Source organism: Streptomyces sp. NPDC001002 (assembly GCF_053599215.1).
The window spans coordinates 22523-49505 of the sequence record NZ_JBSFLV010000012.1 but is presented as its reverse complement, the minus strand read 5'-3'; the positions used below and the strand labels follow the sequence as shown (position 1 = coordinate 49505).

The 26983-nt window shown below is 70.2% G+C and carries 23 protein-coding genes; 12 read left to right on the top strand and 11 right to left on the bottom strand.

Annotated features, from left to right (window positions below; all coding sequences use genetic code 11):
* Window positions 1-16: 16 nt before the first annotated feature.
* A complete protein-coding gene (locus ACWDR3_RS08725; protein ID WP_450351786.1) occupies window positions 17-667 on the top strand; it encodes a GNAT family N-acetyltransferase in 651 nt (216 codons plus the stop codon).
* Here ACWDR3_RS08725 and ACWDR3_RS08720 read toward each other — a convergent pair.
* Both ACWDR3_RS08720 and ACWDR3_RS08715 read right to left on the bottom strand, forming a co-directional pair.
* The gene (locus ACWDR3_RS08720) at window positions 639-1691 is read right to left on the bottom strand and encodes a zinc-dependent alcohol dehydrogenase family protein (protein ID WP_450351736.1); all 1053 of its coding nucleotides are present in this window, start codon (window positions 1689-1691) and stop codon (window positions 639-641) included. The genes ACWDR3_RS08725 and ACWDR3_RS08720 overlap by 29 nt on opposite strands.
* Window positions 1660-4005 (bottom strand): MMPL family transporter, encoded by a 2346-nt coding sequence (locus ACWDR3_RS08715; RefSeq protein ID WP_450351735.1) that lies wholly within the window; start codon window positions 4003-4005, stop codon window positions 1660-1662. The genes ACWDR3_RS08720 and ACWDR3_RS08715 overlap by 32 nt, the downstream gene beginning before the upstream one ends.
* Before the next feature lie 135 nt (window positions 4006-4140).
* On the opposite strand from ACWDR3_RS08715, the gene ACWDR3_RS08710 reads away from it, so the two are divergent.
* From ACWDR3_RS08710 to ACWDR3_RS08695, 4 genes are all read left to right on the top strand, one after another.
* Complete coding sequence (locus ACWDR3_RS08710) at window positions 4141-4806, top strand: TetR/AcrR family transcriptional regulator (protein WP_450351734.1); 666 nt, start codon at window positions 4141-4143, stop codon at window positions 4804-4806.
* Window positions 4807-4997: 191 nt separating this feature from the next.
* Complete coding sequence (locus ACWDR3_RS08705; protein ID WP_450351733.1) at window positions 4998-5948, top strand: PrsW family intramembrane metalloprotease; 951 nt, start codon at window positions 4998-5000, stop codon at window positions 5946-5948.
* 72 nt (window positions 5949-6020) lie between these two features.
* Window positions 6021-6260: a heavy-metal-associated domain-containing protein gene (locus ACWDR3_RS08700; RefSeq protein WP_450351732.1), complete on the top strand. Its 240-nt coding sequence runs from the start codon at window positions 6021-6023 to the stop codon at window positions 6258-6260.
* A 96-nt stretch (window positions 6261-6356) separates the two neighbouring features.
* Complete coding sequence (locus tag ACWDR3_RS08695) at window positions 6357-8609, top strand: heavy metal translocating P-type ATPase (protein WP_450351731.1); 2253 nt, start codon at window positions 6357-6359, stop codon at window positions 8607-8609.
* A 632-nt stretch (window positions 8610-9241) separates the two neighbouring features.
* Here the strand turns inward: ACWDR3_RS08695 and ACWDR3_RS08690 are convergent.
* The 3 genes from ACWDR3_RS08690 to ACWDR3_RS08680 all read right to left on the bottom strand — a co-directional run bounded on the left by ACWDR3_RS08690 (window position 9242) and on the right by ACWDR3_RS08680 (window position 13344).
* Window positions 9242-10531, bottom strand: a complete 1290-nt coding sequence (locus ACWDR3_RS08690; RefSeq protein ID WP_450351730.1) for a citrate synthase — start codon at window positions 10529-10531, stop codon at window positions 9242-9244.
* A 179-nt stretch (window positions 10532-10710) separates the two neighbouring features.
* Window positions 10711-12993: an SF1B family DNA helicase RecD2 gene (gene recD2 / locus ACWDR3_RS08685; protein WP_450351729.1), complete on the bottom strand. Its 2283-nt coding sequence runs from the start codon at window positions 12991-12993 to the stop codon at window positions 10711-10713.
* 63 nt (window positions 12994-13056) lie between these two features.
* Window positions 13057-13344, bottom strand: coding sequence for a hypothetical protein (locus ACWDR3_RS08680; RefSeq protein WP_450351728.1), 288 nt, complete (start codon window positions 13342-13344; stop codon window positions 13057-13059).
* Window positions 13345-13419: 75 nt separating this feature from the next.
* On the opposite strand from ACWDR3_RS08680, the gene ACWDR3_RS08675 reads away from it, so the two are divergent.
* From ACWDR3_RS08675 to rbsD, 6 genes are all read left to right on the top strand, one after another.
* Window positions 13420-13941, top strand: a complete 522-nt coding sequence (locus ACWDR3_RS08675; RefSeq protein WP_450351727.1) for a GNAT family N-acetyltransferase — start codon at window positions 13420-13422, stop codon at window positions 13939-13941.
* Window positions 13942-14095: 154 nt separating this feature from the next.
* Window positions 14096-15133 (top strand): LacI family DNA-binding transcriptional regulator, encoded by a 1038-nt coding sequence (locus tag ACWDR3_RS08670; protein WP_450351726.1) that lies wholly within the window; start codon window positions 14096-14098, stop codon window positions 15131-15133.
* On the top strand, window positions 15130-16680 hold the full coding sequence (locus ACWDR3_RS08665) for a sugar ABC transporter ATP-binding protein (RefSeq protein WP_450351725.1): 1551 nt from the start codon (window positions 15130-15132) through the stop codon (window positions 16678-16680). The genes ACWDR3_RS08670 and ACWDR3_RS08665 overlap by 4 nt, the downstream gene beginning before the upstream one ends.
* Entirely contained in the window at window positions 16670-18616 is a 1947-nt protein-coding gene (locus tag ACWDR3_RS08660; protein WP_450351724.1) for an ABC transporter permease/substrate-binding protein, read from the top strand. Before ACWDR3_RS08665 ends, ACWDR3_RS08660 begins: the two co-directional genes overlap by 11 nt.
* Before the next feature lie 73 nt (window positions 18617-18689).
* The gene (locus ACWDR3_RS08655) at window positions 18690-19592 is read left to right on the top strand and encodes a ribokinase (protein WP_450351723.1); all 903 of its coding nucleotides are present in this window, start codon (window positions 18690-18692) and stop codon (window positions 19590-19592) included.
* On the top strand, window positions 19589-19978 hold the full coding sequence (gene rbsD, locus ACWDR3_RS08650; protein ID WP_450351722.1) for a D-ribose pyranase: 390 nt from the start codon (window positions 19589-19591) through the stop codon (window positions 19976-19978). Before ACWDR3_RS08655 ends, rbsD begins: the two co-directional genes overlap by 4 nt.
* Before the next feature lie 279 nt (window positions 19979-20257).
* On the opposite strand, the gene ACWDR3_RS08645 is transcribed toward rbsD, so the two are convergent.
* The 4 genes from ACWDR3_RS08645 to ACWDR3_RS08630 all read right to left on the bottom strand — a co-directional run bounded on the left by ACWDR3_RS08645 (window position 20258) and on the right by ACWDR3_RS08630 (window position 23969).
* A complete protein-coding gene (locus ACWDR3_RS08645; protein WP_450351785.1) occupies window positions 20258-20620 on the bottom strand; it encodes a hypothetical protein in 363 nt (120 codons plus the stop codon).
* 216 nt (window positions 20621-20836) lie between these two features.
* Window positions 20837-21667 (bottom strand): sugar phosphate isomerase/epimerase family protein, encoded by an 831-nt coding sequence (locus tag ACWDR3_RS08640; RefSeq protein ID WP_450351721.1) that lies wholly within the window; start codon window positions 21665-21667, stop codon window positions 20837-20839.
* Window positions 21664-22815, bottom strand: coding sequence for a dihydrodipicolinate synthase family protein (locus ACWDR3_RS08635; RefSeq protein WP_450351720.1), 1152 nt, complete (start codon window positions 22813-22815; stop codon window positions 21664-21666). The genes ACWDR3_RS08640 and ACWDR3_RS08635 overlap by 4 nt, the downstream gene beginning before the upstream one ends.
* The gene (locus ACWDR3_RS08630) at window positions 22812-23969 is read right to left on the bottom strand and encodes a Gfo/Idh/MocA family protein (RefSeq protein WP_450351719.1); all 1158 of its coding nucleotides are present in this window, start codon (window positions 23967-23969) and stop codon (window positions 22812-22814) included. The genes ACWDR3_RS08635 and ACWDR3_RS08630 overlap by 4 nt, the downstream gene beginning before the upstream one ends.
* Before the next feature lie 302 nt (window positions 23970-24271).
* On the opposite strand from ACWDR3_RS08630, the gene ACWDR3_RS08625 reads away from it, so the two are divergent.
* Window positions 24272-25318: a LacI family DNA-binding transcriptional regulator gene (locus ACWDR3_RS08625; RefSeq protein WP_450351718.1), complete on the top strand. Its 1047-nt coding sequence runs from the start codon at window positions 24272-24274 to the stop codon at window positions 25316-25318.
* Window positions 25319-25360: 42 nt separating this feature from the next.
* On the opposite strand, the gene ACWDR3_RS08620 is transcribed toward ACWDR3_RS08625, so the two are convergent.
* Both ACWDR3_RS08620 and ACWDR3_RS08615 read right to left on the bottom strand, forming a co-directional pair.
* A complete protein-coding gene (locus ACWDR3_RS08620; RefSeq protein ID WP_450351717.1) occupies window positions 25361-25540 on the bottom strand; it encodes a hypothetical protein in 180 nt (59 codons plus the stop codon).
* Window positions 25541-25590: 50 nt separating this feature from the next.
* Entirely contained in the window at window positions 25591-26652 is a 1062-nt protein-coding gene (locus ACWDR3_RS08615) for an alpha/beta fold hydrolase (RefSeq protein WP_450351716.1), read from the bottom strand.
* Between the last annotated feature and the right edge of the window lie 331 nt (window positions 26653-26983).

Sequence of the window (26983 nt, the reverse complement as noted above, 5' to 3'; positions counted from 1 at the left end):
CACCAACGGCTCCCCCATGAGCGACTTCTCCGTCAAACCCGTGCTGACCGGCGAACGGACCGTGCTGCGGCCCTTCACCGCGGCCGACGCCGACGGCATCTGGGAGATCGTCCAGGACCCCGAGGTCGTCCGCTTCACCTTCGAGCCCTCCACCGAGCTCACTCCCGAGCGCCTGCGCTCCTGGTACGGCTCCCGGGCCGACGCCCCCGACCGGCTCGATCTCGCCGTCACCGACCCCACCACCGGCGAACTCCTCGGCGAGGTCGTCCTGTACGAGTGGGATCCGGCGGCGCGCAGCTGCACGTTCCGCACGCTCATCGGACCCCGGGGACGCGGCCGGGGCATCGGCACCGAGGCCACCCGCCTCATCGTCGGCCACGGCTTCGAGCAACTCGGTCTGCATCGCGTCGAATTGGAGGTGTACGGCACCAATCACCGGGCCATACGCGTCTACGAGAAGGTCGGCTTCGTCGTCGAGGGTGTGCGCCGGGAGGCCTCGCTGCGGGACGGCGAGTGGGTCGACGCGATCCTCATGGGGCTCCTCGACCGGGAGTGGGCCGCGCGCAATCGCGTCGAGAGCGGCTCCACCGATGGCCTCGACGACAACCCCGACAGCGGCCTCAACGGCCTCAACGGCCTCAACGCCCGCGGCTCCACGGCTCGATGACCGTCACGCCCGCCCCCGGCGCCGTCCCCATCGCGGCCAACGCGTCCGGAGTGGCGTCCAGCGTGATCGTGGACGTCACCAGGAGGTCGGGGCGCAAGGCCCCGGCGCGGACCAGCTCCAGCATCGGCGGGTAGGTGTGCGCGGCCATGCCGTGGCTGCCGAGGAGTTCGAGCTCCAGGGCGATCGCGCGGGCCATGGGGACGGGGGTCATGCCGTCCGCCGACGGGAGCAGGCCCACCTGGATGTGCCGGCCGCGGCGCCGCAGACCGTTCACCGAGGCGGCACAAGTGACCGGCGAACCCAGCGCGTCGAGGGACAACTGGGCTCCCCCGCCCGTCAGTTCACGGATCACGGCGGCCGGATCGGCGGTGCGCCCTGCGTCCACGCACTCCGCCGCGCCGAACTTCCGCGCCAGGTCCAACGCCCCCGGCGACACATCGACGGCCACGACCCGAGCCCCCGCGGCCGCCGCGATCATCACCGCGGACAGGCCCACGCCCCCGCACCCGTGCACGGCGACCCACTCCCCCGCCGCGACCCTGCCCTGCTGCACGACCGCCCGGAACGCGGTGGCGAACCGGCAGCCGAGCGCTGCCGCGGTGGCGAACGACAGCTCATCGGGTACGGCGACCAGGTTCACGTCGGCGTGGTCCAGTGCGACGTACTCGGCGAACGAACCCCAGTGCGTGAAGCCGGGTTGCGTCTGCCGCTCGCAGACCTGCTGGTCGCCGGCCGTGCACGCCGCGCAGGTTCCGCAGGCGCACACGAAGGGGACGGTGACTCGGTCGCCGGGGTGCCAGTGCCGCACCCCGGCGCCGGTCTCCTCGATCACACCGGCGAGTTCGTGTCCCGGCACGTGGGGGAGGGTGATGTCCGGGTCGTGGCCCTGCCAGCCGTGCCAGTCGCTTCGGCAGAGGCCTGTGGCTTCTACCCGGACGACCACTCCGTGGTCTGCGGGGTGGGGGGCTGGTACGTCGCGTACTTCGGCGGGTTCACCGTAGTGCTCGAATACCACCGCTCTCATCTGGGCTCCTGTCGCCGTCGCGGTCTGCGGGTTCGTCGTGGCTGGTCGCGCCGTTCCCCGCGCCCCTGAAGGGGCGCTCACCACTACCCTCGCTCAAGCCGAACCGCTGATGGAAGCGCCGCAACGGGCCCGGTGCCCACCAGGTCGCCTTCCCCGTCAGTCTCATCACCGCCGGGACCAGCAGGCTTCTTACGATCATCGCGTCCATCAGGACGGCGAGGGCGATGCCCAGGCCCAGCATCTTGGTGTTGGTCACTCGGGAGGTGCCGATGGCGACCATGACGACCGCCAGGATGACCGCCGCCGCGGTGATCAGGCCGCCCGTGCGCTGGAGGCCGTGCCGTACCGCCTCGTTGTGGTCGCCCGTTCTGTCGTACTCCTCCTTGATGCGGGAGAGCAGGAAGACGCCGTAGTCCATGGAGAGGCCGAAGGCCACGCAGAACATCAGGACCGGCAGGGTCGTCTCGATGGAACCGGGGCTGGTGAAGCCGAGCAGGCCGGAGAGGTGACCGTCCTGGAAGACCCAGACCACCGCGCCGAACATGGCCGACAGACTGAGCGCGTTGAGCACCACCGCCTGGATCGGTATCAGCACGCTGCCGGTGAGCAGGAAGACCAGGAACAGGGTGACGACCGCGATGAAGCCGGCCGCCCAGGGCAGCCGCTCCCCTATCGCGTGCTTGGAGTCGACCAGGACGGCCGCGGTGCCGGTCACCTTGGTGTCGAAGGGGGCGTCCGTGGCGCGCAGGTCGCCGACCAGGCGCTGCGCGTCGTCGCCGACGGCCTCGCCCTTCGGCGTCACCGTGAAGTACGCCGAGTCGCCCTTCACCAGCGGGCCGTCGACCCGCACCACCTCGGGCAGCGCGGCCACCCGGTCCTTGTACGCGGAGTACTGCGCCGGGGTCGCCTTCCCCTCGGCGAGGACTTCGAGGCCGCCGCCGGGGCTGCCCGGGAAGCCGTCCCGAATGTGCTGCTGCACCACGTGCGACTCGGAGGTCGAGGGCAGCTGGCGGTCGTCCGCCGTGCCGAACTTGACGCCCAGGAACGGCAGTCCGAGCAGGACGAGCACGGCGGTCGTGGCCAGGGCGAAGAAGGGGGCCCGGCGCATGACGAGGGTCGCCAGACGCGCCCAGGCCCTGCCCTTCTCGCCGGAGTCGACGGAAGCGGAAGCGGAAGCGGAGGCTGAGGCTGATGCTGAGGCGGCCTCAGTGGCAGCAGGCCCGGACCGGCGCCGGCGGAACAGGCGGCGCATATCCAGGGCGTCGACCCGGTGGCCCAGCAGGATCAGGGCCGCCGGGAGCAGGATCAGGGCGGCCGCCGCGGCCAGCAGGACCACCGCGATGCCGGCGTAGGCGAATGAGCGCAGGAAGTACTGCGGGAAGACCAGCATCGCCGCCAGGGAGACCGCGACCGTGAGGGCCGAGAAGAGGACGGTCCGGCCGGCCGTGCGCAGGGTGGTGCCGACGGCCTGCAACGGCTCGGCGCCGCCGGACAGTTCCTCTCTGAAGCGGCGGACGATGAAGAGCGCGTAGTCGACGGCGAGGCCCAGGCCCAGGGCCGTGGTGAGGTTGATCGCGAAGACGGACACGTCGGTGAGTTCGGTGAGTCCGCGCAGCACCGCGTTCGTCCCGAGGATCGCGACGATGCCGATGCCGAGCGGGAGCAGGGCGGCGACGGCGCTGCCGAAGACCATCACCAGCAGGACGAGCGTCACCGGCAGGGCGATCAGCTCGGCGCGGGCCAGGTCCTCCTTGATGATCGTCTGCATGTCGTGGCGGACCGCGACGATCCCGCCGATCTTCACCTCCACCGGGCCGTGCGTCCCCCTGAAGTGGGGCGCTATGCGGTCGAGGGTGTCGCTCATCGTGCCCTCGTCGCCGGTGATGCGGGCGGCGATCAGCGCCTCGTGGCCGTCCTTCGCGCGCAGGGAGGGTGCGGTCGCGGGGTCGGCCTGCCAGTAGGAGCCGACGCCCGTGACGCCCGGCTCGGCGGCCAGGCGGGCGGTGAGGTTCTTGGCCTCGGCCGCGACCGCGGAGTCGTCGACGGAGGCGCTGCCCGAGTCGAGCAGGAGCAGGAAGTTGGGCTGGGAGTCCGGGAACTCGCGCTCCAGGGCCTTGGTCGCGTACGTGGACTGGGCGTCCGGGTCCTCCCAGCCGCCGCTGCCCAGGCGGTCGGCGACCCCGCTGCCCGCCACCACGGCGAGCGCGGTGATCACCAGGGCCACCAGCAGCGACAGCCGTGGCCGGGCGGTAACGAAGCGGGTCCAGCCGCCGAGCCTCGGCGGCTCGTTCGGCGGCTTGTTGACTTCGGTCATCGTGCGGTGTCCCCTTCACCGTGGAAAACCCGTGGAAGCCATAGACTGGCAAACACGAGAGATCGCTCGCGTTTCTCCAGAATGCGAGCGACCACTCGCGTTTGTCAATGGCGTTCGGAGACTTGGGGACAACGCATGCCCGACACCTCACCGACCGACCAGCCGCGCCGTCGTCAGGCCCGCGGTGAGCGCCGTATCGCCCAGCTCCTCGAAGCCGCCGCGACCGTCTTCTCCACCACGGGCTACACGGCCGCCAGCACCAACGCCATCGCCCGCGAGGCAGGCGTCTCCCCGGGCACGCTCTACCAGTTCTTCCCGAACAAGGAAGCGATCGCGATCGAGCTGAGCCGCCGGCTCATGCACGAGATGCGGGAGATGTACGGCGAGGCGCTCGCCCCGGTCGATCCCACGGACTCGCTGGAGGAGGTCGTGAGCGGCGCGGTCGACCGGTTCATCACCTTCAGCTGCGAGCACCCGGTGTTCTTCTCGCTGCTGCACGGCCCGGACGCCCCCGGCCAGCTCGACGCCGACCACGAAGCGCTGCACGCCGCCCTGCTGGGCCGGATAGACGCACTGATCGCGAGCCTCATGCCCGAGGCGTCGGCCGCCGACGTCACCCGCACCGCCCAGGTCTGCCTCAGCACGTACAAGGCGGGTCTGGAGCTGGTCCTCTCGCACACGGGCGCCGAGCGGGACGCCTATGTCCAGGAGATCAAGAACGTCCTGACCCGCTACCTGGAACCCCTGGTCGGCGACCGCCTCGGCCGACCGTCGGACAAGGTGACGACGACCCGCCCGTAGCCCACCCGGCCCAGCGCGCCCGGACCGGCGGTCCCGGCCGGCACGCGCGCCGCCGGCTGCGCCGGCACCTCGATGGACGTGTCCAGGAGCGGCTCCCCGGACTGCGACACAGCGCGCGGCTACCTAAAGTGCGGACAAAACGCCCGTACGTCGCCGATCCGTGCCCGAGCCATCGCCAGAGGGGACCCGCCGTGACCCACTCGCCGCCGCCCGACGCCTCCAGGGCGCGCATCCCCGGACCGCAGCAGCCGCCGCCGACGTACCCGCAGATCCGTACGGGACTGTGGAAGCGGTGTCTGGGCGGCGGGCTCGCGCTGTGGGTGCTGACCGCGCTGGTCACGTACGCGACGAGGAACACAACGCTGCTGCCGACCCTGATCCTGCTCGGCAGCTTCCTGGTGCCGGTGACCTTCGTGCTGTGGGCGTACGAGCGGCACGGCCGTGACCTGGGCGTCAGCGTGATCCTCGGCTGCTTCCTGACCGGCGGCACGCTCGGTGTGCTGGGCGCCTCGGTGATGGAGTACTACCTGCTGCACCCCTCCTTCTGGATGTTCGTCGGCGTCGGGCTGATCGAGGAGGCGGTGAAGCTGGGCGCGCTGATGTTCGTGCTGCGCCGGCAGGTGCGGATCCGCGGGATGCGGTCGGGGCTCGTGCTCGGCGCGACCGTCGGCTTCGGTTTCGCGGCCCTGGAGAGCGCCGGGTACGCCTTCAACGCGGCCGTCTCCACGCAGGGCATCGATCTGCGCGCCCTGCTGGAGACCGAGATCCTGCGCGGGGTGCTCGCACCCTTCGGGCACGGCCTGTGGACAGCGATCGCGGGCGGCGTGCTGCTCTCCTACCGTCGCCCGAACGGGCGCTTCCAGTTCATCGCCCCGGTGTTCGGCGCGTACCTCGGGGTCTCTCTGCTGCACGCCCTGTGGGACTCGACGCACGGCATCGCGATCTGGCTGGTGGCCCGGCTGGCCGGCACCGGGGTGGACCGGCAGCTCTTCGCGCAGGGGTACATTCCGCGGCCGACCGAGCAGCAGGAGCACCTTTTCACGTTGTTCTCGGTGGGCGGGATGGTGCTGGTGTCGCTGCTCGCCATCTCCTGGGCGCGGTCGCTGGCCCGCCGTGATCCCTCTTGGAGAAATACCCCCTAGGGGTATAGTGTGAGGATCGATGGGCCCCTCGTGGGCCTCCTCGACCCCACACGCCTCGATGAGGAGAACGACATGACCGCCCACACCGACACCCCGGGATCCGTCACCACCGTCTACAAGGTGACCGGGATGAGCTGCGGACACTGCGAGGGCTCCGTCTCCGGCGAGATCTCCGAACTCCCCGGTGTCACCTCGGTGAAGGCCGTCGCCTCGACCGGTGAGGTCACCGTCGTCTCCGAGAGCCCGCTCGACGAGGCGGCCGTGCGCGCCGCGGTCGACGAGGCCGGCTTCGAGCTCGCCGGTCAGATCTAAGACAGCTTCGGCACCACAGTTCTGCTCTCCGACCGGACCGTGCCGACCAGCTGATACTGGCTCCGCACGGTCTGGTCCGATGTCTGGAGTCCGGACATGACCAGTACCACCGCAGAGACACCCATAGCCGCACCGCCCGAAGCGGCCGAGGTCGAGCTGCTCATCGGCGGGATGACCTGCGCCTCCTGCGCGGCCCGCGTCGAGAAGAAGCTCAACCGCATGGACGGCGTGACCGCCACCGTGAACTACGCGACGGAGAAGGCGAAGGTCAGCTACCCGGCGGGAATCCAGGTCGCCGACCTGATCGCGACCGTGGTGAGGACCGGGTACACCGCCGAGGAACCGGCCCCGCCGGTGACCTCGACACCGGAGGACACGGCCGACGAGGATCCCGAACTCACCGCCTACCGCGAGCGGTTCACCGTCTCCGCCCTGCTCGCGGTCCCGGTGATCCTGCTGTCGATGATCCCGGCCCTGCAGTTCGACAACTGGCAGTGGCTCGCGCTCACCCTCGCCGCGCCCGTGGTCGTCTGGGGCGGACTGCCGTTCCACAAGGCCGCGTTCACCAACGCGCGGCACGGCGCCGCCACCATGGACACCCTCGTCTCGGTCGGCACGCTGGCCGCGTTCGGCTGGTCGGTGTGGGCGCTGTTCTGGGGCGACGCGGGCATGACCGGCATGCACGACGAGTTCCGCCTCACCGTCTCGCGCGCCGACGGCGCCTCGACGATCTACCTCGAAGTGGCCGCCGGAGTTGTCGCGTTCATCCTGCTGGGCCGCTATCTGGAGGCCCGCTCCAAGCGGCGCGCGGGCGCTGCGCTCAGGGCGCTGATGGAACTGGGCGCGAAGGACGTGTCCGTCCAGCGGGGTGGCCGCGAGGTCCGGATCCCGGTCGCTCAACTGGCCGTCGGCGACCGCTTCGTCGTACGCCCCGGGGAGAAGATCGCCACCGACGGCACCGTCGTGGAGGGCGCGTCCGCCGTGGACGCGGCCATGCTGACCGGCGAGTCGGTGCCGGTGGACGTGCAGGCCGGCTCGGCCGTCACCGGCGCGACCGTGAACGTGGGCGGGCGGCTGGTCGTCGAGGCCACCCGGGTCGGCGCCGACACCCAACTGGCCCGGATGGCCAAGCTGGTGGAGGACGCGCAGAACGGCAAGGCGGAGGTGCAGCGCCTGGCCGACCGCATCTCGGCGGTGTTCGTACCCGCCGTCATCGTGATCGCGCTCGGCACCTTCGGGGTGTGGCTCGGTGTCACCGGCGACACGGTGGCCGCTTTCACCGCGGCCGTGGCGGTCCTGATCATCGCCTGCCCGTGCGCGCTGGGCCTGGCCACGCCGACCGCGCTGCTGGTCGGCACGGGGCGTGGCGCGCAGCTCGGCATCCTCATCAAGGGCCCCGAGGTCCTGGAGTCCACCCGCCGCGTCGACACCGTCGTCCTCGACAAGACCGGAACGGTCACCACCGGCCGCATGACCCTTCAGGAGGTGTACGTCGCCGACGGCACCGACGAGAGCGAGCTGCTGCGGCTCGCGGGCGCCGTCGAGCACGCCTCCGAGCACCCGGTCGCCCGGGCGATCGCCGTGGGCGCCGCGGAGCGGGCCGGAGAGCTCCCGGAGGTCGAGGAGTTCACGAACGTGCCCGGTCGGGGCGTACGCGGGCGGGTGGCGGGCCGTGCGGTGGCCGTGGGCCGGCTCGCCGAGTACGCCGCGGATCTGCCACCGGAGCTGGCCCGCGCCAAGGACGCGGCCGAGCGGGGCGGCCGTACGGCCGTGGTGGTCGGCTGGGACGGGGTGGCACGCGGTGTCCTCGCCGTCGCCGACGCGGTCAAGGAGACCAGCGCCGAGGCTGTGCGCGAGCTGCGCGCGCTGGGGCTCACGCCGGTGCTGCTGACCGGGGACAACCGGGCGGTGGCCGAGGCGGTGGCGCGGGAGGTCGGCATCGAGCAGGTGATCGCGGAGGTGCTGCCCGAGGACAAGGTCGACGCGGTACGGCGGCTGCAGGGCGAGGGCCGGACCGTGGCCATGGTCGGTGACGGAGTCAACGATGCGGCGGCGCTCGCCACGGCCGATCTGGGCCTGGCGATGGGCACGGGCACGGACGCGGCGATCGAGGCGAGCGATCTGACACTCGTGCGGGGTGACCTTCGGGTGGCCGCGGACGCGATCCGGCTGTCCAGGAGGACGCTGTCCACCATCAAGGGCAATCTGGTGTGGGCCTTCGGCTACAACGTGGCGGCGCTGCCGCTCGCTGCGGCCGGTCTGTTGAATCCAATGATCGCGGGGGCCGCTATGGCCTTTTCGTCCGTATTCGTGGTGACCAACAGCCTTCGACTGCGAACGTTCCGCTGAACTGCGAGAAGGTTACCGGCGGTTAGGGGGATTCGAAGTAAGAGTCCCCCTAGAGTCGGAGGCCAGCCTCACATAAGCTCTTCACAAGGCTCGCGCATCATCCTTACGCTTGAGCCCCGGTCGCGGTATCGGGGCTCTTGCGCATCTAACGGACATTTGCAAGAGACGCAGATCACAGTGATGTGAACGTAACCATCGAAGGGGTTCGAAGGTCTAAGTTGACGATGTCAGACAGCGTCTTGGGGGGCGTTGACTGGCATCTGAGGATGTCTTGGGGGACTTCCTCAGAGATGCGTTGCCGGGGCACGTACATCGGGAAGCTTTGAGCGGCCCTCCCGAGCGTGCGCTGTCCCGGCAGATCGCACACCCAGTAGTACGACGAGTTCTGCTCGTTTTGCTCAAGCAGTACGCGTTTTGCTCAAGCAGTACCGCAGCGATTCAGGCGCTGTTCTTCACAGACGCCCGGCCGGATCCCGTGGGGGGAATCCGCACCGGGACATGGGAAGGCGCCCTGTACGCCGGCCCGTGGGGGGACCGTCGGCAGGGCGCCTTCCGCTTTTTGCTGTCTTCCGTGCCGGTCAGCACACAGGTGAGGGGGCGCCGATGAACGACGCCCCCTCCACCAGTAGCTGTCAGCGCTCTTCGACCGGGACGAAGTCCCGCTCCACCACGCCCGTGTAGATCTGGCGCGGGCGGCCGATGCGGGAGCCCGGCTCCTTGATCATCTCGTGCCACTGGGCGATCCAGCCCGGCAGGCGGCCGAGGGCGAACAGGACCGTGAACATCTCGGTCGGGAAGCCCATGGCCCGGTAGATCAGGCCGGTGTAGAAGTCGACGTTCGGGTAGAGGCTGCGCGAGACGAAGTAGTCGTCGGAGAGCGCGTGCTCCTCCAGCTTGAGCGCGATGTCCAGCAGCTCGTCGGACTTGCCGAGGGCCGAGAGGACGTCGTGCGCGGCGGCCTTGATGATCTTGGCGCGCGGGTCGAAGTTCTTGTAGACCCGGTGGCCGAAGCCCATCAGACGGACGCCGTCCTCCTTGTTCTTCACCTTGCGGATGAAGGAGTCGACGTCGCCGCCGGAGGCCTGGATGCCCTCCAGCATCTCCAGCACGGACTGGTTGGCGCCGCCGTGCAGCGGGCCCCACAGCGCGTTGATACCGGCCGAGATGGAGGCGAACATGTTGGCCTGCGAGGAGCCGACGAGACGGACCGTGGAGGTCGAACAGTTCTGCTCGTGGTCCGCGTGCAGGATCAGCAGCTTGTCGAGCGCGGCGACGACGACCGGGTCGAGGTCGTACTCCTGCGCCGGCACCGAGAACGTCATGCGCAGGAAGTTCTCGACGTAGCCGAGGTCGTTGCGCGGGTAGACGAACGGGTGGCCGATCGACTTCTTGTACGCGTAGGCCGCGATCGTCGGAAGCTTGGCGAGCAGGCGGATCGTCGAGAGGTTCCGCTGCTTCTCGTCGAAGGGGTTGTGGCTGTCCTGGTAGAAGGTGGACAGCGCGGAGACGACCGACGACAGCATGGCCATCGGGTGGGCGTCGCGCGGGAAGCCCTTGTAGAAGTTCTTGACGTCCTCGTGCAGCAGGGTGTGCTGCGTGATCTCGTTCTTGAACGAGGAGAGCTCGTCCACCGTCGGCAGCTCGCCGTTGATCAGCAGGTAGGCGACCTCCAGGAAGGTCGAACGCTCGGCCAGCTGCTCGATCGGGTAGCCGCGGTAGCGGAGGATGCCCGCCTCGCCGTCGAGGTAGGTGATGGCGGATTTATACGCGGCCGTGTTCCCGTAACCACTGTCCAGAGTCACCAGACCGGTCTGGGCGCGGAGCTTCCCGATGTCGAAGCCCTTGTCGCCGACGGTGCTGTCGATCACCGGGTAGGTGTACTCGCCGTCGCCGTACCGCAGTACTACAGAGTTGTCGCTCACGTCTTCCCTCACCGACGTAGTGCCTCATCTTCGAGGTTGCCCTGACTGTCTCTACCATCCCCCAATTGGCTCAGGAGAGTGCACTCGGGGTCGACCATCGGGCCTATCGGCGGCACTGAGTGCCGCCAACTTTCTCATCTTGCCCGGTTCATCCCCGGACCGGAAGTGCTCTGTGACCTTCATGACTCATTTGATCGATCATTTTTTGAAATGAGCCGGAAATCGAGTGCCGTGCACCGCCGCCCCGCCGACACCGTGCGTACCGCCTGGCCGATCGCCTTGCGCGAACCGACCAGCACCACCAGCTTCTTGGCCCGGGTGACCGCCGTGTAGAGCAGGTTCCGCTGGAGCATCATCCACGCGCCCGTGGTGACCGGGATGACCACGGCCGGATACTCGCTGCCCTGCGAGCGGTGAATGGTCACCGCGTACGCGTGGGCCAGTTCGTCCAGCTCGTCGAACTCGTACGGAACCTCCTCGTCCTCGTCGGTCAGCACCGTGAGGCGCTGGTCGACCGGGTCGAGCGAGGTGACAACGCCGACGGTGCCGTTGAAGACACCGTTCTTGCCCTTCTCGTAATTGTTGCGGATCTGGGTGACCTTGTCGCCGACGCGGAAGACCCGGCCGCCGAACCGCTTCTCGGGCAGGTCGGGGCGGCCGGGGGTGATCGCCTGCTGGAGCAGGCCGTTGAGGTTGCCCGCGCCCGCCGGTCCCCGGTGCATCGGCGCGAGCACCTGGACGTCCCGGCGCGGGTCGAGCCCGAACTTGGCCGGAATGCGACGGGCCGCCACGTCCACGGTGAGGCGGCCGGCCTCCTCGGTGTCGTCCTCGACGAAGAGGAAGAAGTCCTTCATGCCGTCGGTGACCGGGTGCTGTCCGGCGTTGATCCGGTGCGCGTTCGTCACCACGCCCGACTGCTGGGCCTGGCGGAACACGCGCGTGAGGCGCACGGCGGGGATCGGGCCGCCGTCGGCGAGGAGGTCCCGGAGCACCTCCCCCGCCCCGACGCTGGGCAGCTGGTCGACGTCCCCGACGAAGAGCAGATGGGCGCCCGGCGGGACCGCCTTGACCAGCTTGTTGGCGAGCAGCAGGTCCAGCATCGAGGCCTCGTCGACCACCACCAGGTCGGCGTCCAGCGGCCGGTCCCGGTCGTAGGCCGCGTCCCCGCCGGGCTTCAGCTCAAGGAGGCGGTGCACGGTGGAGGCCTCGGCGCCGGTCAGCTCGGCCAGCCGTTTGGCGGCCCGGCCCGTGGGCGCGGCGAGCACGACCTTGGCCCGCCTGGCCCGGGCCAGCTCCACGATCGAGCGCACGGTGAAGGACTTGCCGCAGCCCGGACCGCCGGTCAGCACGGCGACCTTCTCGGTCAGCGCCAGCTTGACGGCGGCCTCCTGCTCGGGCGCGAGATCCGTGCCCGTACGCCCCTTGAGCCAGGTCAGTGCCTTGTCCCAGGCCACGTCCCGGAAGGCGGGCATCCGGTCCTGGTCGGTGCGCAGGAGGCGCAACAGCTGGGCGGAGAGGGACAGTTCGGCGCGGTGGAAGGGCACGAGGTAGACGGCGGTGACGGGGTCCGCGCCGCCGTCGGGGGCGGGCACTTTCTCCCGTACGACACCGGGTTCGCCGGAGTCCTCGTCCGGGAGGGCGAGTTCGGCGAGGCACTCGATGACCAGGCCCGTGTCGACCTGGAGGAGCTTGACCGCGTCGGCGATCAGGCGTTCCTCGGGGAGGTAGCAGTTGCCCTGGTCGGTCGCCTGGGACAGCGCGTACTGCAGGCCCGCCTTGACGCGCTCCGGGCTGTCGTGCGGGATGCCGACGGACTGGGCGATCTTGTCGGCGGTGAGGAAGCCGATGCCCCAGACGTCGGAGGCGAGCCGGTAGGGCTGGTTCTTCACTATCGAGATCGAGGCGTCGCCGTACTTCTTGTAGATGCGCACGGCGATGGACGTGGAGACCTCGACGGTCTGGAGGAAGAGCATGACCTCCTTGATCGCCTTCTGCTCCTCCCAGGCGTCGGCGATCTTCTTGGTGCGCTTGGGGCCGAGGCCTGGCACCTCGATGAGCCGCTTGGGCTCCTCCTCGATGATCGTCAGGGTGTCGAGGCCGAAGTGCTGCGTGATGCGGTCGGCGAAGACTGGCCCGATGCCCTTGACCAGGCCGGAGCCGAGGTAGCGCCGGATGCCCTGGACGGTGGCCGGGAGCAGCGTCGTGTAGTTCTCGACGGTGAACTGCTTGCCGTACTGCGGGTGGGAGCCCCAACGCCCCTCCATCCGCAGGGACTCGCCGACCTGCGCGCCGAGCAGCGCGCCGACGACGGTGAGCAGATCGCCCGCTCCTCGGCCGGTGTCGACGCGGGCGACCGTGTATCCGGTGTCCTCATTGGCGTATGTGATCCGCTCCAGGACACCTTCGAGGGTGGCGAGCCGACGCTCGCCCGCCTGTGCCGGAGTTCCCTGGGTGTTGGGCATGATCCGACGGTACCGGGAGGGTGTGACAGCGGGCGGGGAGGTGCGGATCCGGTCGGGACGGGCTCAGCCGAGACCGCGATGCGCGGCCCACAACTCCCCTGCGCGTCCGGCGGCTTCGGTGACCAGCGCCGCCAGTTCGGCCGAGTCGGGGACCGGGAACGAGACGTATCCGGCCCGACCGCCGGCGACCGGCCGGCCGTAGGCCTTCACGGCGAGGCGGCCGTCCGGGAGGAGCCGGACGTTGAGCGTGGTCAGCGTGAACGCCTCACCGCGTCGCGTGTCCGTCCAGCGCAGCGCCTCCGGAATCGTGACGTTGATCGCCAGAGCACTCACGTCCAGGTCGCCGCTCATGGACGGATCATCCCACGCGAGCCGCCGCCGACAATCGGGATGCGGCGCCAGAGCCCCGTCCCTAGGCTCCCGTTCATGTTCACGGACGGGGTACGACTGGAGCGCCTGCGGGCCGATCACGCGTCCGCACTGCTCGCCTTCGAGCGGGCCAACCGGGCCTACTTCGCGCGGTTCGTCTCGGATCGTGGGGACGCGTACTTCACGGAGTTCGCCGCCATCCTCGGCGAGCGGCTCGCCGAGCAGGACGCCGGCGTCTGTCACTTCCATGTGGTGGTCGACGGGCGGGGCGAGCTGATCGGTCGCGTCAATCTCGTGGACGTCGAGGACGGCAGCGCCGATCTGGGGTACCGGATCGGGGAGCGTTCGGCGGGCCGCGGGGTCGCGACCGAGGCCGTCTCGCAGGTGTGCCGGCTGGCCGCCGGGGCGTACGGGCTCAGCGAGTTGATCGCGAGTGCGTCGGTCGGGAACACGGCGTCCAGGACGGTTCTCGAACGGAACGGGTTCCAGCTGGTCGGCGAGCAGGTGGTGGCCGGGAAGCCCGGTGTGCGGTACCGGCGGCCGCTGGAGGGCGCCGGGGCGGTCGGTCCGGCCGACTGAATCTCTCCGCCGCCAGGACTCCGCACCGCCACGCATCCACACCTCCACCCGGAACATCACGATCCGGTCACAGGGTCTTGTTAACCGTCGTGTAATCGATTCCAATCCTTGGTGCACGTCGATGTAATCGATTCCACGAGGAGGTGGAACGGCGATGGCGAGCATCAAGGACGTCGCCGCCGAGGCGGGGGTCTCCGTCGCCACGGTGTCGCGGGCGCTGAACGGCCATCCTTCGGTCAGCGCGGACGCACGCACGCGTGTGGAGGCCGCCGTCGAGGCGCTGGGTTACCGCCCGAACGCCGTCGCCCGTTCCCTGCGCACCGACCAGACCCACACCCTCGGCCTGGTCATCAGCGACGTAATGAACCCGTACTTCACCGAACTGGCCCGCTCCGTCGAGGAGGCGGCCCGCGCGCTCGGGTACAGCGTGATCATCGGGAACGCCGACGAGCGGCCCGAGTTGCAGGATCACCACGTACGGACGCTGCTGGACCGTCGTATCGACGGCCTGCTCGTCTCCCCCACCGACGGCGGATCGCCGTCGATCGTGGATGCCGCGCGCGCGGGGACGCCGATGGTGTTCGTCGACCGGTGGATCCCTGGGATCGAGGTGCCCGTCGTCCGAGCGGACGGGCGGACCGCGATACGGGACCTCGTCGCGCATCTGCACGGGCTGGGCCACCGGCGGCTCGCGATCATCGCGGGGCCCGCGGCCACCACCACCGGCAGCGAACGCGTCGAGGCCTTCCGGGAGGCACTCGGCGAGTACGGGATCCCGCTGCCGGACGCCTACATCGGCCAGGGCGACTTCCAGGCCGAGAGCGGGCGGCGGGTCACCGAGGGGTTCCTCGACCTGCCCGAGCCGCCCGAGGTCGTGTTCGCGGCCGACAACCTGATGGCGCTCGGCGCGCTGGACGCCGTACGCGCGCGTGGTCTGCGGGTCCCCGAGGACCTCGCGCTCGCCGCGTTCGACGACATCCGCTGGTTCGTGCACACCGATCCGCCGATCACCGCGATCGCCCAGCCCACGGGCGAGTTGGGGCGGGCCGCCGTACGCGCGCTGGTCGACTCCATCGAGGGGCGGACCCCGAAGTCCGTCACCCTCCCCGCCCGTCTCGTCGTACGCCGCTCGTGCGGCGAGCCACCGGCTTCACCGGAGCCGGCCCCCGCAAGGAACAGGAGCCAGTCGTGAGCAACGAGGACGAGTTGCCGCGCATCAAGGACGAGTTGCTGCGCATCGAGGGCATTCGGAAGACCTTCCCCGGCGTGGTGGCGCTCGACGGCGTCGACTTCGACCTGCGCCGGGGCGAGGTGCACGTGCTGCTCGGCGAGAACGGTGCCGGCAAGAGCACGCTGATCAAGATGCTGTCGGGCGCCTACCACCCCGACGGGGGCCGGGTCCTGGTGGACGGCGAGGAGACGCACATCCGCGGGGCGCAGGACGCCGAGCGGCTGGGCATCGCCACCATCTACCAGGAGTTCAACCTCGTCCCCGATCTGACGGTCGCCGAGAACATCTTCCTGGGCCGGCAGCCGCGCCGCCTCGGGATGATCGACCGGAAGCGGATGGAGGCCGACGCCGAGGTGCTGCTCAAGCGCGTCGGCGTGAATGTCTCGCCACGCGCGCGTGTGCGTGAACTCGGCATCGCGCGCCTCCAGATGGTCGAGATCGCCAAGGCGCTCAGCCTGAACGCGCGCGTGCTGATCATGGACGAGCCGACCGCCGTGCTCACCTCCGAGGAGGTGGAGAAGCTCTTCGCCATCGTGCGCTCGCTGCGCGAGGACGGCGTGGGGATCGTCTTCATCACCCATCACCTGGAGGAGATCGCCGCGCTCGGCGACCGGGTCACGGTCATCCGCGACGGCAAGTCGGTCGGCCAGGTGCCCGCGACCACGGCCCAGGACGAACTCGTACGCCTCATGGTGGGCCGCTCCATCGAGCAGCAGTATCCGCGCGAACGGCCCGACGCGGGCGGCGCGTTGCTCACCGTCGAGGGGCTGACCCGGGACGGTGTCTTCCAGGACATCAGCTTCGAGGTGCGGGCCGGCGAGGTCGTCGGCATCGCCGGACTGGTCGGTGCGGGGCGTACGGAAGTGGTGCGGGCCGTGTTCGGGGCGGATCCGTACGACAAGGGGGCCGTGAAGGTCTCCGGCTCCTCGGTCCGGCGGCACGACGTCAACGCGGCGATGACCGCGGGCATCGGGCTCGTTCCCGAGGACCGCAAGGGGCAGGGGCTCGTGCTCGACCAGACCGTCGAGGAGAACCTCGGGCTCGTCACCATGCGGGCCGCCACGCACGCGGGGCTCGTCGACCTCAAGGGCCAGCGCACGGCCGCCGCGCGGATCGCCGGGCAACTGGGCGTGCGGATGGCCGGGTTGGGCCAGCAGGTGCGCACCCTGTCCGGCGGCAACCAGCAGAAGGTCGTCATCGGCAAGTGGCTGCTCGCCGACACCAAGGTGCTGATCCTCGACGAGCCGACCCGCGGGATCGACGTGGGCGCGAAGGTCGAGATCTACCAGCTGATCAACGAACTCACCGCTCAGGGCGCGGCCGTACTCATGATCTCCAGCGATCTGCCCGAGGTGCTCGGCATGAGCGACCGGGTGCTGGTGATGGCCCAGGGCCGGATCGCGGGCGAACTGACCGCCGACGAGGCCACGCAGGACGCGGTGATGTCCCTCGCCGTCAGCAATGTCTCCAACGTCACTACCGAAGCGGAGGCCGACCGTGGCCACTGACACGCTCAAGAGCACGACCGGCGCCGGTGGCGCCACGAGCGGGCTGCGCCGCCTCCTGCTCGACAACGGCGCGCTCACCGCGCTGATCGTCCTCGTCATCGCCCTGTCGGCGCTGTCCGGGGACTTCCTGACCACCGACAACCTCCTCAACGTCGGCGTCCAGGCGGCCGTGACCGCCGTCCTCGCGTTCGGCGTCACCTTCGTCATCGTCTCGGCCGGCATCGACCTCTCGGTCGGCTCGGTCGCCGCCCTCTCCGCGACCGTGCTCGCCTGGAGCGCCACCCAGCACGGCGTACCGGTCGTCATCGCGGTGATCCTCGCCGTCGCGACCGGCATCGCGGCGGGCCTGGTCAACGGCTTCCTGATCGCGTACGGGAAGCTGCCGCCGTTCATCGCGACGCTCGCCATGCTCTCGGTGGCCCGAGGTCTCGCGCTGGTCGTCTCCGACGGCTCGCCGATCCCCTTCCCGGACTCGGTCTCCCACCTCGGCGACACGCTCGGCGGCTGGCTGCCGGTGCCCGTCCTGGTCATGATCGTGATGGGGCTGATCGCCGCGTTCGTGCTGGGGCGGACGTACATCGGCCGCTCGATGTACGCGATCGGCGGCAACGAGGAAGCCGCGCGGCTGTCCGGCCTGCGCGTGAAGAAGCAGAAGCTCGCCATCTACGCGCTGTCCGGTGTCTTCGCCGCCGTCGCGGGCATCGTGCTCGCGTCCCGGCTGTCCTCGGCGCAGCCGCAGGCCGCCGACGGCTACGAGCTGGACGCGATCGCCGCGGTCGTCATCGGCGGCGCCTCCCTCGCGGGCGGCACCGGCAAGGCGTCCGGCACGCTGATCGGCGCGCTGATCCTGGCGGTGCTGCGCAACGGCCTCAACCTCCTGAACGTGTCCGCCTTCTGGCAGCAGGTCGTCATCGGCGTCGTGATCGCGCTCGCGGTCCTGCTCGACACGCTGCGCCGCAAGGCCGGGGCGACCCCGGTGGCGGCCGGCACCGGAGGCAACAGGGGCAAGCAGGCGGGGACGTACGCGCTCGCGGCGGTCGTCACCGTGGCGATCGTGGGCGCCACCTCCTTCCTGCACGACGACTCGTCCTCGTCGAAGCCGAAGATGGGTCTGTCGCTGTCCACCCTCAACAACCCCTTCTTCGTGCAGATCCGGGCCGGCGCCCAGGCCGAGGCGAAGAAGCTGGGCGTCGACCTGACCGTCACGGACGCGCAGAACGACGCCTCCCAGCAGGCCAACCAGCTGCAGAACTTCACCAGTTCGAGCCTCGGCGCGATCATCGTCAACCCGGTGGACTCGGACGCGGCGAGCAACTCCGTGCAGGCCGCCGACAAGGCGAAGATCCCGGTCATCGCCGTCGACCGGGGCGTCAACAAGGCGTCCGTGGACGCCCTGGTGGCCTCCGACAACATCGCGGGCGGTGAACTGGCCGCCAAGACGATCGCCGAGAAGCTCGGCGGCTCCGGCAAGATCGTCATCCTCCAGGGCCAGGCGGGCACTTCGGCCGCCCGAGAGCGCGCTCAGGGCTTCTCCGACGGTCTCAAGGCCTACCCTGGCATTCAGGTCGTGGCACAGCAGCCCGCCGACTTCGACCGCACCAAGGGCCTCGACGTGATGTCGAACCTGCTCCAGGCCCACCCCGACGTCCAGGGCGTCATCGCCGCCAACGACGAGATGGCGCTCGGCGCGATCAAGGCGCTGGGTTCCAAGGCCGGGAAGTCGGTCTCGGTGGTCGGCTTCGACGGCACCCCGGACGGACTGACCGCGGTCAAGGGCGGTTCGCTGTACGCGTCCGTGGCCCAGCAGCCCACCCAGCTGGGCAAGATCGCCGTGGAGAACGCGCTCAAGGCGATCCAGGGCAAGAAGGTCCAGCAGACGATCAAGGTCCCGGTGAAGGTGGTCACGAAGGAGAACGTGGCCGGCTTCACCGGCTGACAAGGAGAACGCGGCCGGTTCACCACCGGCCGGCAGCGGGTGCGTCTCTCGTCATCTCTCAGGGGAGTCCTTCATGTACGACTACGACCTTCTGGTCGTGGGCTCGGCCAACGCCGACCTGGTGATCGCCGTCGAACGGCGCCCGGACGCGGGCGAGACGGTGCTCGGCGGCGACCTCGCCGTGCACCCGGGCGGCAAGGGCGCCAACCAGGCGGTCGCGGCCGCCCGGCTGGGGGCCCGTACCGCGTTGTTGGCCCGGGTCGGCGACGACGCGTACGGCAGACTGCTGCTCGACTCGCAGCGGACGGCCGGGGTCGACACGGTGGGCGTGCTGGTCGGCGAGGCGCCGACGGGGGTCGCGCTGATCACCGTGGACCCCTCCGGGGACAACAGCATCGTCGTGTCGCCGGGTGCGAACGGCCGGTTGAAGCCGGCGGACGTCCGGGCCGCCGAGTGCCTCTTCCAGGCCTCCCGGGTGGTCTCGGTCCAGTTGGAGATCCCGCTGGAGACGGTCGAGGAGGTGGTCCGGAACCTGGCGCCGGACAGCCGTTTCGTCCTCAACCCCTCGCCGCCGCAGCCGCTTTCGCCCAAGGTGCTGGCGGCCTGCGACCCGCTGATCGTCAACGAGCACGAGGCGCGGGTGGTCCTGGGCGAGGCGTGCGTGAGCGACCGGCCTGAGGACTGGGCCAAGCTGCTGCTCGCCAAGGGGCCGCGCTCGGTGGTGGTGACGCTGGGCGCCGAGGGCGCGTTGGTGGCGTCCTCGGCGGGCGTGGAGCGGATCGCGTCCGTGAAGGTGGACGCCGTGGACACCACGGGCGCGGGTGACGCGTTCACGGGTGCGCTGGCCTTCCGGCTCGCGGCGGGCGCCGAGCTCGCCGAGGCGGCGGCCTACGCGGCCCGGGTCGGGGCGGCGGCCGTCACCAAGGAGGGCGCCCAGGTGTCCTTCCCGACGGCCGAGGAGGTCGAGGCGCTGTGAAGAAGGCGGGCATCCTCAACCGTCATCTCTCCGGCGCGCTGGCCGAACTGGGCCACGGCGACGAGGTGTTGGTGTGCGACGCGGGCATGCCGATCCCGGCCGGACCGCGCGTGGTCGACCTCGCCTTCCGGGCCGGCACTCCGTCCTTCGCGGAGGTCCTGGACGGGCTGCTGGTCGAGCTGGTGGTCGAGGGCGCGACGGCGGCGAAGGAGATCCGCAAGGCCAATCCGGCGACGGCCTCGCTCCTGGCCCGCGAGTTCCCCGACCTGGAACTGGTCCCGCACGAGCGGCTGAAGGAGCTGTCGGCGGGGGCGCGGCTGGTGGTCCGCACGGGCGAGGCACGGCCGTACGCGAATGTGCTGCTGAGGTGCGGGGTCTTCTTCTGAGCCGCCGTCCGCCAAGGCGCTCCCGCTGACCCGGGAAAGCTTCGAGGGGCCCCGTCCGTCGACCGGGCCCCTCGGCTTTCCCCTCCACTTATCAGAACCCCCGCGATCCCCCCAGATCCCCCTCCAAAGGTCCTGATGCCAAGTACGACCCGCGAGGTGGCGGGAGGGTTGCACGGCGTTCTCAGATTTTTTTCATGGGCTCGTAGGAGAATCACAGACAGCTGCCCCACCCCGGATCGGACGGGGTGGGGCAGCTGTCGTGTCACCGCTCCCGCGTCACTAGCGGACGGTCACCGAGACCGGCTTGGAGACGGCACTGCCGTCCTTGACGCGCAGGACGTCGACGCCCTTCTTCTGGAACTTGTCGGTCAGCTTGTAGGCGCTGCGGTTGACCTTGGAGGACGCGGGCAGGGAGACCCACTTGGCGCCGTCCTTGATCTGGAGTGTCACCTTGCTGCCCTCCTTCAGGTGGGCGGTCCTGCCGGTGAAGGTGACGACGTCGCCGAGCTTGATCTTGGTGGCGCTCGCCTTGAGGGTGATCGTCGCCTTCGGCGCCGGGGCCTCGGCGGGCGCGGCCACGGCGGCGGTGGCGCCGGTAGCGACAAGCGCGGCGGATATCACGGAAACGGTGGCGATTCGCATGTTCACAGGGAACTCCTTGTTTTTACGGGCCTTTTCCAACCGCAATTCGAGCGGTTTGCTCGACCCTGCGGCGGGGTCGATCGTATAGACACGACCAGGCAAGATGCGGTTCCCGGCGACTTGCGAAAAGCCGGATTTACAGCAAAAGCACAGGGTGCATGCGCAATGCATGCACCCTGATCTGCATTTCTAAGGAGAGCCTGTGTGAAGAATTCCTCACATTACGTTCTCCAGGAAGCGCCGAGCCGTCTCCGCGAGCACCTCCCGGCCGTCCCGCGCCCAGAGCCCGTCGTTGAACAGCTCGACCTCGATGGCACCGGCGTACCCGGCGGCCTCGACGTAGCCCTTCCACTCCCGCATGTCGATCGAGCCGTCCCCGATCTGCCCGCGCCCGTTGAGGACGCCCTCGGGCAGCGGGGTGGTCCAGTCGGCGAGCTGGAAGGTGTGGATACGTCCGCCGGCGCCGGCCCGGGCGATCTGCTCGGGCGCCCGGTCGTCCCACCAGATGTGGTAGGTGTCGACCGTGACGCCGACCTGGTGGGCCGGGAAGCGTTCCGCGAGGTCAAGCGCCTGGGTGAGCGTCGAGACCACGCAGCGGTCGGACGCGTACATCGGGTGCAGCGGCTCGATGGCCAGCTTCACGCCACGGGACTCGGCGTACGGGCCCAGCTCCCCCAGCGCGTCGGCGATCCGCTCCCGGGCGCCGCGCAGGTCCTTGGAGCCGGCCGGCAGTCCGCCGGAGACCAGGACCAGGGTGTCGGTGCCGAGCGTGGCGGCCTCGTCGACCGCGCGCCGGTTGTCGTCCAGGGCCTTCGCACGCTCGGCCGGTTCGATCGCCGTGAGGAAACCGCCCCGGCACAGGGTGGTGACGGTCAGACCCGCGTCGCGCACCAGCTTGGCGGTGGCGTCGAGGCCGTACGCCTGGACGGGCTCGCGCCACAGGCCGACGTTGGTGACGCCGAACTCGGCGCAGGCGTCGGCCAGTTCCGGCAGCGACAGCTGCTTGACCGTCATCTGGTTGATGCTGAAGCGGGCGAGATCGCTCACTGGGCAACTCCGTACAGGGACAGCAGGTTCCGCATCCGGTCCTCCGCCAGCTTCGGGTCCGGGAACAGGCCCAGGCCGTCGGCGAGTTCGTAGGCGCGGGCGAAGTGCGGGAGGGAGCGGGCCGATTGCAGGCCGCCGACCATCGTGAAGTGGGACTGGTGGCCGGCCAGCCAGGCGAGGAAGACGACGCCCGTCTTGTAGAAGCGGGTCGGGGTCTGGAAGAGATGGCGGGACAACTCGACGGTCGGGTCGAGGAGTTGACGGAAGCCGTCGACGTTCCCCGTGTCGAGGACGCGGACCGCCTCCGCCGCCAGCGGCCCGAGCGGGTCGAAGATGCCGAGCAGCGCGTGGCTGAAGCCCTGCTCGTCGCCCGCGATCAGCTCGGGGTAGTTGAAGTCGTCGCCGGTGTAGCAGCGCACGCCCTGCGGCAGCCGGCGCCGGATGTCGATCTCCCGCTGAGCCTCCAGGAGCGACACCTTGATCCCGTCCACCTTGTCGGGGTGCGCGGCGATGACGTCGAGGAACGTGTCGGTGGCCGCGTCCAGGTCGGACGAGCCCCAGTAGCCCTCCAGCGCCGGGTCGAACATCGGGCCGAGCCAGTGCAGGACGACGGGCTCGGTGGCCTGGCGCAGCAGATGGCCGTAGACCTCAAGGTAGTCCTCGGGCCCCTTGGCGACGGCCGCCAGCGCCCTGGACGCCATCAGGATGGCCTGCGCGCCCGACTCCTCGACGAGGGCCAACTGCTCCTCGTAGGCGGCCTGTACGTCCGCCAGGGTGCCGCCGGTGATCTGGTCGGTGCCGACACCGCAGGCGATGCGGCCGCCGACCGCCTTGGCCTCTGCGGAACTTCGGCGGATCAACTCGGCCGCGCCCGCCCAGTCCAGGCCCATCCCGCGCTGGGCGGTGTCCATCGCCTCGGCGACCCCGAGCCCGTGCGACCACAGGTGGCGGCGGAAGGCGAGGGTGGCGTCCCAGTCGACGGCGGCGGCCGAGTCGGGCGACACGTCCGCGTACGGGTCGGCGACGACATGCGCCGCCGAGAAGACCGTACGAGAGGTGAAGGGGGCGCCGGGGTTGAGAGCGAGGGGTTCGGGGCGGGGGTCGTAGTCCCGCAACCCGCCCTTGAAGTCCGGGAGTCGGATCGTCACAGCGTGATCTCCGGTACGTCGAAGCGGCGGCCCTCGGCCGACGACTTCAGCCCCAGCTCGGCGAGTTGGACACCGCGGGCGCCGGCGAGGAGGTCCCAGTGGTAGGGGGCGTCGGCGTAGACGTGGCGCAGGAAGAGCTCCCACTGGGCCTTGAAGCCGTTGTCGAAGTCGGTGTTGTCGGGGACCTCCTGCCACTGGTCGCGGAAGACCTCGGTGGCGGGAAGGTCCGGGTTCCAGACCGGCTTGGGGGTGGAACTGCGGTGCTGGGCGCGGCAGTTGCGCAGCCCGGCCACGGCCGACCCTTCCGTGCCGTCCACCTGGAACTCGACGAGTTCGTCGCGGTTGACACGCACGGCCCAGGAGGAGTTGATCTGGGCGATGGCGCCGCTGTCGAGTTCGAAGATGCCGTAGGCGGCGTCGTCGGCGGTGGCGTCGTAGGGCTTGCCGTTCTCGTCCCAGCGCTGCGGGATGTGGGTGGTGGCGATGGCCTGGACGGACTTCACCCGGCCGAACAGTTCGTGCAGGACGTACTCCCAGTGCGGGAACATGTCGACGACGATGCCGCCGCCGTCCTCCGAGCGGTAGTTCCACGAGGGGCGCTGGGCGGCCTGCCAGTCGCCCTCGAAGACCCAATAGCCGAACTCGCCCCGGATGGAGAGGATCCGTCCGAAGAAGCCGCCGTCGATGAGGCGCTTGAGCTTGAGCAGGCCCGGCAGGAAGAGCTTGTCCTGGACGACGCCGTGCTTGATGCCGGCGGCGTCGGCGAGCCGGGCGAGCTCCAGCGCGCCCTCGAAGTCGGTGGCCGTCGGCTTCTCGGTGTAGAGGTGCTTCCCGGCCGCAATGGCCTTCTTGAGCGCCTCCTCGCGGGCCGAGGTGACCTGGGCGTCGAAGTAGATGTCGACGGTCGGGTCGGCGAGGACCTCGTCGACGTCCGTGGAGATGTTCTGCGGGTCGAGGCCGTGCTGGTCGGCGAGCGCTTTCAGCGCGTACTCGCGGCGGCCGACGAGGATCGGTTCGGGCCACAGCACCGTGCCGTCGCCGAGGTCGAGTCCGCCCTGCTCGCGCAGGGCGAGGATCGAGCGGACGAGGTGCTGGCGGTAGCCCATGCGTCCGGTCACGCCGTTCATGGCGATACGCACCGTCTTGCGTGTCACGTGTTTCCCTTCGCCCTCGTACGTTTCCACGTACGTTTCAAGAACGCAGCAAGCGCTTTCTACATATGCAGAAGTTAGCCTTTGCGCACTGGTCTGTACAAGACCGTGATGGGGTCGAGTTGTTCGAGGGGGCGAACAACCGGGGTCGGTGGCCTTATCGTCTGCTCGGACGGGGGCGTCTCCCTGCCGTCTGCTCGGGCGGGGACTCCCTTCGAGCAGCCCGAGTACGACGGCGTACGAGGGTGTACGACGGCGTACGACTAGATGCGCGACCGATGATGCGCGACCGGAGGACGAACGACATGACGGTGACCCTGGCGGACGTGGCGGCCCGCGCCCAGGTCTCCCCCGCGACGGTGTCGCGCGTGCTGAACGGGAACTATCCCGTCGCGGCCTCCACCCGGGAGCGGGTGCTGAAGGCGGTCGACGAGCTGGACTACGTACTGAACGGCCCCGCGAGCGCGCTGGCCGCGGCCACCTCCGACCTGGTCGGGATCCTGGTGAACGACATCGCCGACCCCTTCTTCGGGATCATGGCGAGCGCGATCCAGGCGGAGATCGGGGGGCCCGGGGGGCGTGCGGGCGGGGAGCGGCTCGCGGTGGTGTGCAACACGGGGGGTTCGCCGGAGCGTGAGCTGACGTATCTGACGTTGCTGCAACGGCAGCGGGCCGCGGCGGTGGTGCTGACCGGCGGCGCGGTCGAGAACCTGCCGCACGCGGCGGCCGTGGCGGCGAAGCTGCGGCGGCTGAACGAGGCGGGGACGCGGGTGGTGCTGTGCGGGCGGCCGCCGGCGCCGGACACCGGGGCGGTCGCGCTCACCTTCGACAACCGCGGGGGCGGGCAGCGGCTGACGGAACACCTGATCGGCCTCGGCCACCGCCGGCTCGGCTACATCGCGGGACCGGAGGAACGGACGACGACGCGGCACCGCCTGGAGGGACACCGCGCGGCGCTGACCGCGGCGGGGATCTCCGAGGACCCGCGCTGGACGGTGCACGGCCGCTACGACCGCCAGGCGGGATACGAGGCGACCCTCGAACTCCTCCGCCGGGACCCGTCGTTGACGGCCGTCGTCGCGGCGAACGACTCCGTCGCGCTGGGGGCGGCGGCCGCGCTGCGGGAGTCGGGTCTGCGGATCCCGGACGACGTCTCCGTCGCCGGGTTCGACGATCTGCCGTTCAGTGTGGATGCGGTGCCGTCGCTGACGACGGTGCGGTTGCCGTTGGCGGAGGCGGGGGGTCGGGCGGGACGGATCGCGATGGGGCGGGAGGAGCCGCCGCCCGGGGGGATCGCGACGGTTGGGGGGGAGTTGATGGTTCGGGGGTCTACGGGGGTGCCGCGGGGGTGAGTCGTCGGGGAGGTGGGTCGAGCGGGGGTCCGCTGAACTGCCTCACAGGCACGTACGAGTCAGCCATTCGTCGGAGCTGTACGTGTCCCTCGCCGGGTCCGGTGCCGTGGCCGGTGTCTCCTCGGTCATGTCCTCCGGGCGGATGCGCTCCGGCAAGCTGCCGAACCGTGTGCGCCGTGCGGTCTCGGTTACGTCCGGGAGTTCGGTCTTTTCAGGGGTCATCTCGTCCTCCTTTGTTGTGCGGCAGCGGAGTTGCCTTGCCGTGCTCTTGGTCAGAATCGGTCGACGTCGAGGACGGCCTGGGCGAACGCCTCGGGTGCTTCCTGCGGGACGTTGTGGCCGATGCCCCGCAGTGTGCGGTGGTCGTAGGGGCCGGTGAACTTGGCCCGGTACGCCGAGCCGTCGCCGGCCGGGGTGAAGGGGTCCCGCTCGCCGTCGACCGTGATGGTGGGTACCGCGATGTCCGGTCCGGCGGCGAGCCGCGTCTCGATGCCGTCGTAGCGGGGGTCGCCTTCCGCGAGGCCCAGTCGCCAGCGGTAGTTGTGGATCACGATGGCGACGTAGTCCGGGTTGTCGAAGGCCGCGGCGGTGCGGTCGAAGGTGGCGTCGTCGAAGTCCCAGGTCGGGGAGACGTTGCGCCAGATGAGCTTGGTGAAGTCGTGCCGGTACTCCGTCAGGCCCGACTCCCCTCGGTCCGTGGCGAAGTAGTACTGGTACCACCACGCCAGTTCGGCCGCCGGGGGCAGCGGCAGCTTGTTCATCTCCCGGTTGGTGATGAGGTAACCGGTCACGGAGACAAGGGCCTTGCAGCGCTTGGGCCAGAGCGCGGCGATGATGTCGGCGGTCCGCGATCCCCAGTCGAAGCCGCCCAGTACGGCCTTCTCGATCCGCAAGGCGTCCATCAGGGCGATGATGTCGAGGGCGATCACCGCCTGCTGCGCGTTGCGGAAGGTGTGGGGCGAGCGGAAGCTCGTGGTGCCGTGTCCGCGCAGGTAGGGGACGATCACGCGGTAGCCGCGGGCCGCGAGAAGGGGCGCGACATCCACGTAGCTGTGGATGTCGTACGGCCAGCCGTGCAGGAGGATGACGACCGGTCCGCGGGCTGGGCCGGTTTCGGCGTAGCCGATGGTGAGTTCTCCTGCCCTGACCTGCTTCAGCACCGGGAAGGAGCCGTCGCCCGTGCCCGGTGTCCGGGGCGCTGTCGCCTTCTCGGCGCCGGATCCCGAGGGCAGGGCGGCTGCGGCCGAGGGGTGACTCAGGCCGGCCAGTGATACCGCGGCCGCGCCCGCCGCGCCCGCGCCGGTGACCTTGCCGAAGGTGCGCCTGTCGATCATCTGTGAACCGTTCCGTCCGTGTCGGCCGACCGGGCACCGCACGCCCGGCCGAGGTCTCTGACCAGCCATGGTGGTGCCCCGACGCCTTCCGGACATCGGCGCCGGGCCGCAGACATGCTGCGGGTTTCCCGCAGTCGCGTCCGCGGGTTCGGCGACGTCGGGCCTCGCGTGACCGCGCCGCTGGTCCTTGGGGCCGGGCTGCCTGTCCCTGGGGCCGCGCTGTCTGTTCCTGGGGCTGGGCCGCCGGTCCCTCGGACCGCGCCGCCGATCCCTCGACCGCCTGTCCCTGAGGGCGGCCACCGGTCCCTCAGACCGCACCGCCAGTCTCCTG